Genomic DNA, 5,037 nt, shown 5'->3' on the forward strand with positions numbered 1-5,037 from the left:
GGGGGGTGGGGAGGGGGGGGGGGTTTGGGGGTGTTTTATATTATGTCTGACAAATCACATATATGTAGAGACGTTTCGGTGAAACGTCTCTTGTGACGGTTTAGTGGGCAATTTTGCTTAACTCGAACCAAGTGCGGTCTTCCACAATGCCATCATGAGGCAACTTAGTGCGTTCTTGCAGGTCTTTCACCGCGTGTTCTAGCTTAGAACCAAATTCACCGTCGATCGCACCGTTATAATCTTTGCTAGACTTGAGAATATTCTGAACGGTTTTCACTAAGTCGCCTTTGCTGCCTTTTTTCAAAATTGGCATATCCACTGGCGCACCTTTAAACAATGCTCGCCAAGTACTATCGGTAACAATACCATCTTCTTTGAGAAATACGCGATGTTGAAAGGCGATGACACCTTTTTTGGTAGCAGGACCAAATTCACCATCAATCGCACCTGTGTAAGTATTGTGTTTTTTGAGAAGCTGTTGCAGTTCTTTGACTGCATCACCTGTGGAACCTTCTTTCAATACAGGTTTGTTGAGTTTAGCAGAGACATCATTGCTAGATTGCATTCTAATTACTCCAAAAAAAGTAAATGTTTCGGGAAAATCGTTTAAAAAACGAGTTAGATAAAGTTAAAAGACTGTACCAGGTATAAGCGAGCAACGGCTAATACCAAAACCTTACTCTCTATCCTTAATAGGTGTAAGTGAAGTCAAATTATGCAGTTAAAAGACGAATTTGGAAATCAAGAATTGCGAAACGCTGTGACAGGAAGGAAAAATCATAGTTATGCCAGATTTATTTTTAGATTATTGTAGAGACGTTCCGCCGGAACGTCTCTACGGGATTGGTGTAGTCTATTAAAAGTGAAACTGCTGTATGCATGTGTTATGATTATTTACCAAGCTGCTGACTCTGATTTAATTACGATCGCTCAAAAAACCCGACTCGCTGCAAGTTCGTTAGCGGTTCTCTCTAGTGAAGTGAAAATAAGGGCGATTGAAGCGATCGCTATTGCTTTAGAATCGGCGAAAGATGAAATTTTACAAGCGAATATTACAGATTGTGAAGCGGCAGCTACTGAAGGAATTGCCAAACCGCTTTATAAGCGCTTACAGTTGGATGAACATAAGTTAAGAGATGCGATCGCTGGGGTACGAGATGTCGGTAAACTAGCCGATCCAGTCGGTGCAGTGCAGATTCATCGCGAAATTGATACTAACTTAATTCTCAAGCGAATTACTTGTCCTTTAGGCGTTTTGGGTGTTATTTTTGAAGCGCGTCCAGAAGCGGCAATTCAAATTGCAACTCTAGCTATTAAATCAGGCAATGGTGTTATTCTCAAAGGTGGAAAAGAAGCGATTCGTTCTTGCGAAGCCATAGTTAAAGCAATTAAACAAGGTTTATCTCAAACTGCTGTTAACCCCGATGCGGTGCAATTGCTGACAACGAGAGAAGAAACTTTAGAACTTTTGAAGTTAGATAAATATGTAGATTTAATTATTCCTAGAGGTTCTAATTCTTTTGTGCGATTTGTGCAGGAAAATACCCGCATACCTGTGTTAGGTCACGCGGATGGAATTTGTCATCTTTATGTAGATAAAGCCGCTGATATTGCCAAAGCTGTGACGATTACAATTGATTCTAAAACTCAATATCCGGCTGCTTGCAATGCCATTGAAACTTTGTTAGTTCACTCGGATATTGCGACAACATTTTTACCAAAAGTTGCTGACGCTTTGCAAAAAGTTAATGTTGAATTAAGAGGAGATGAAAGCAGCCGCGAAATTTTGCCTAATATTGAACCTGCAACAGAAGAAGACTGGGAAACAGAATACAGTGATTTGATTTTGTCAATTAAGATTGTGGATTCTTTAGGAGATGCGATCGCACATATTAATGATTATGGTTCTCGTCATACGGAAGCAATTATAACCGAAGATGTAGAAGCAGCGGAAACTTTCTTAGCGCTAGTAAATGCAGCTGGAGTTTACCACAACTGTTCTACTCGCTTTGCTGATGGTTTCCGCTACGGTTTCGGTGCAGAAGTGGGAATTAGTACTCAACAAATGCCACCTCGCGGTCCGGTGGGTTTAGAAGGTTTGGTAACATACAAATATCAAATGATTGGCGATGGTCATGTTGTGACTACTTACACTGGGAAGAATGCTAAATCTTTTACTCATAGGGATTTGCTGTAATACCATGTCCTTGTAGAGACGTGACGACGGAACGTCTCTACGACGATTGTGGCGTTTTTATGCTGTAATATCATGTCCTTGTAAAGACGTGACGACGGAACGTCTCTACGACGATTGTGGCGTTTTTATATTGTTTAAACTAATGCTTTTAATAAAGCTTGAAGTTTCAGTTGAATTTCGGCTAGTTCTTTGTCGGGATCGGAACCTGCGACGATACCTGCACCTGCGTAAAGTCTAGCGCGATCGCCATCAATCAGCGCCGAACGAATTCCGACAATAAACTCACAGTTACCCTCAGAATCAACCCAACCCAGTGGTGCTGCATACAAACCCCTCTCAAAGCTTTCGTGACGACGAATTTCTGCACAGGCAATATCTCTAGCTGCACCGGCAACGGCTGGTGTAGGATGCAATTGGGCGATTATTTTTAACGGGTGTACGCTCTTCGGAACTATAGCACTAATTGGTGTCCATAAATGCTGAATGTTAGATAATTGTCGCAGACGCGGTGATAACATTTGGGGTAACAAACCTAGTTCAGATAGGCGCTGCGTGATAAAATCAATTACTAGTGAATGTTCGTGCCTTTCTTTTTGGTTATTTAGCAAGCGATCGCCATTTGCTGCATCTTCAGTTGGTGTTTTTCCTCTTGGTGCAGAACCTGCCAAAGCATCAGTAATTAACTGTTGTTTGTGGATACTAATTAACCTTTCTGGACTTGCCCCAATAAAGTTTTGTCCTCTACCATTACTTGTAGAAAATACATAACAATTTGGATGTAATTCTCGAAGATTGTTTAAAGATTGAACTAAGTTAAATTCATGACTTGACTTGACATCTAGCACATCTGCTAAAACAACTTTGCTCAAGTGATTAGAGCGGATTTGTGATAGTGCCGACAAAACTGAAAGTTTAAATTTCTCAGGGTTAAGCAGAGTTTTTTTACTATATTTGCGTCCAGAATAATCAATATTTATTGCACTTAGTTCTAAAGATTGAATTTTTTCTACTTGTTCACAGAGATTATGTAATAATTTGGGAATATTTACGCTGGAATTGATGATTGTATTCGCAACTAATATACAGCGTTCATTTTTCACAGCTACTTGCCAACGGGGCAGAAAAATGGTAGCCGCAGGAAATGGATAATCAAGTTGGGCATTTTTATCAAAAAAACTGAAGCAGCAAAAAAAGTGAGGGCGAGAAAAAGGTAAATTTGTATTACCGAAATTAATTATATTTTTGAGACAATCTCTGATAAAGTTTTCAGCTAGAATGAAACGTTTTTTGCCAGCAATTTCTAATTTTGCCACAGCATCAATGGCAGCGATCGCTTCTTTTTTGCCTCTGTTCTCAAAGTAAAAATTTATTTCATTTGCTTGATTAAATTGTTCAAGTACTATCAAAGGATCTACATAGTCAATCTCCAGGGAAATACTGACAATCTGCCGACAATGATTTTGACGGCAATTCTCCTGAACCGCTAACAGAAATTCGTATAGCTCTTTATTATATACTTTGAAGTTGGTGCGACATGGTGAAACTGTCATGGATCTAAATTTAGTAAACTTTTTTGAAGTTATCTTCCTAAAGTGCAATAATTCGTGGTCGTATTTTTACAGGTAACATATTCAGTCGCTGTTTAACCAGCGTAATGGCTAAGTGCAAATGACGATGTTGCAATATCCTTTCAGGTCATGACTAGTTTAAGGCAAATCAGTCACAGAAAAAATAGCGATCGCTGCACATCTGACTTTTGTTCTGGTATAAAATTGACACCATAATTGCTTACACAAGATGACTACAAAGCTGATTTCATATCCCCAAAAAAAGTTATGGATGGCGGCAATAAAACCGCCGATGTACAGCGTTGCTATTATGCCTATTTGGGTAGGAACTGCTGTAGCTTTTGGGGAAACCAGGATTTTTCATGGAGCAGTTTTTTCTACTTTTTTAGCATCGGCAATTTTAATTTTGGCGTGGGAAAATATCAGTAATGATGTCTTTGATTCCGAGACGGGAATCGATAAAAACAAACATCATTCTTTGGTAAATTTAACGGCAAATAAAGCATTAATATTTTGGTTAGGAAATTCTTGTTTGGGATTAGGTTTGCTGGGGATACTAGCAATAGCGTGGTGGCAGCAAGACCTAACTGTGATTGGGATAATTTTATTGTGCTGTGCCTTGGGGTATATGTACCAAGGGCCTCCCTTTCGTTTAGGATACCAGGGCTTAGGGGAAATTCTTTGCTTTTTCGCCTTTGGTCCATTAGCAGTGACAGCAGCATACTACAGTCAAACCCAAAGCTGGAATATGACAAGTTTAGCAGCTTCGGTGTTGGTGGGGATTGCCACGAGTTTAATTTTATTTTGTTCGCACTTTCACCAAGTTAAGGATGACATAGCCGCCGGCAAGCGATCGCCTATTGTCCGTCTCGGTACCGCTAGAGGTGCGAAGGTTTTAACCTGGTTCACGGCAAGTATTTATCCCCTCAGCTTGCTGTTTGTACTGTTGGGGATGTTCCCAGTGTGGACATTGCTGAGTTGGCTGAGTTTACCCTTTGCCTTCAAACTATGCAACCACGTTTTGCAAAATCATAACCAGCCAGAAAAAGTCAGCAACTGTAAATTCATCGCTGTTGCCGTCCATTTTTGGAGTTGCTTGCTATTCGGTTTGGGTTTTGTGCTTTAGTGGGAGCGTGGGTAGTGGGACAAGGGGGACAAGGGGGACAAGGGGGACAAGGGGGACAAGGGGGACAAGGGGGACAATTACCAAATACCAATTACCAAATACCAAGAACTTGCAATTGATGCGCTACCGATTTGAATTTCGTCCTT

Annotated in this window: 4 protein-coding genes; 2 read left to right on the forward strand and 2 right to left on the reverse strand. The window is 40.5% G+C overall.

Annotated features, from left to right (window positions below):
* Positions 1–100 precede the first annotated feature (100 nt).
* Positions 101–565, reverse strand: a complete 465-nt coding sequence (locus OGM63_RS15305; RefSeq protein ID WP_263746449.1) for a peptidoglycan-binding domain-containing protein — start codon at positions 563–565, stop codon at positions 101–103.
* 321 nt (positions 566–886) lie between these two features.
* Here OGM63_RS15305 and OGM63_RS15310 point away from each other — a divergent pair, with 321 nt between their 5' ends.
* Complete coding sequence (locus OGM63_RS15310) at positions 887–2,197, forward strand: glutamate-5-semialdehyde dehydrogenase (protein ID WP_263746452.1); 1,311 nt, start codon at positions 887–889, stop codon at positions 2,195–2,197.
* Between the two features lie 134 nt (positions 2,198–2,331).
* On the opposite strand, the gene OGM63_RS15315 is transcribed toward OGM63_RS15310, so the two are convergent.
* Positions 2,332–3,747, reverse strand: a complete 1,416-nt coding sequence (locus OGM63_RS15315; RefSeq protein WP_263746450.1) for an isochorismate synthase — start codon at positions 3,745–3,747, stop codon at positions 2,332–2,334.
* Positions 3,748–3,994: 247 nt separating this feature from the next.
* Between OGM63_RS15315 and menA the strand changes: the two genes are divergently transcribed.
* On the forward strand, positions 3,995–4,891 hold the full coding sequence (menA, locus tag OGM63_RS15320; protein WP_263746451.1) for a 2-carboxy-1,4-naphthoquinone phytyltransferase: 897 nt from the start codon (positions 3,995–3,997) through the stop codon (positions 4,889–4,891).
* Positions 4,892–5,037: the final 146 nt, after the last annotated feature.

Source organism: Plectonema radiosum NIES-515 (assembly GCF_025753815.1).
GTDB classification, from domain to species: domain Bacteria; phylum Cyanobacteriota; class Cyanobacteriia; order Cyanobacteriales; family Nostocaceae; genus Hassallia; species Hassallia radiosum_A.

Bases quoted from the DNA above. Each gene is read 5' to 3' on its own strand.
- OGM63_RS15305 (WP_263746449.1), bottom strand. From the start codon at position 565: ATGCAATCTAGCAATGATGTCTCTGCTAAACTCAACAAACCTGTATTG.
- OGM63_RS15310 (WP_263746452.1), top strand. From the start codon at position 887: ATGATTATTTACCAAGCTGCTGACTCTGATTTAATTACGATCGCTCAA.
- OGM63_RS15315 (WP_263746450.1), bottom strand. From the start codon at position 3,747: ATGACAGTTTCACCATGTCGCACCAACTTCAAAGTATATAATAAAGAG.
- menA (WP_263746451.1), top strand. From the start codon at position 3,995: ATGACTACAAAGCTGATTTCATATCCCCAAAAAAAGTTATGGATGGCG.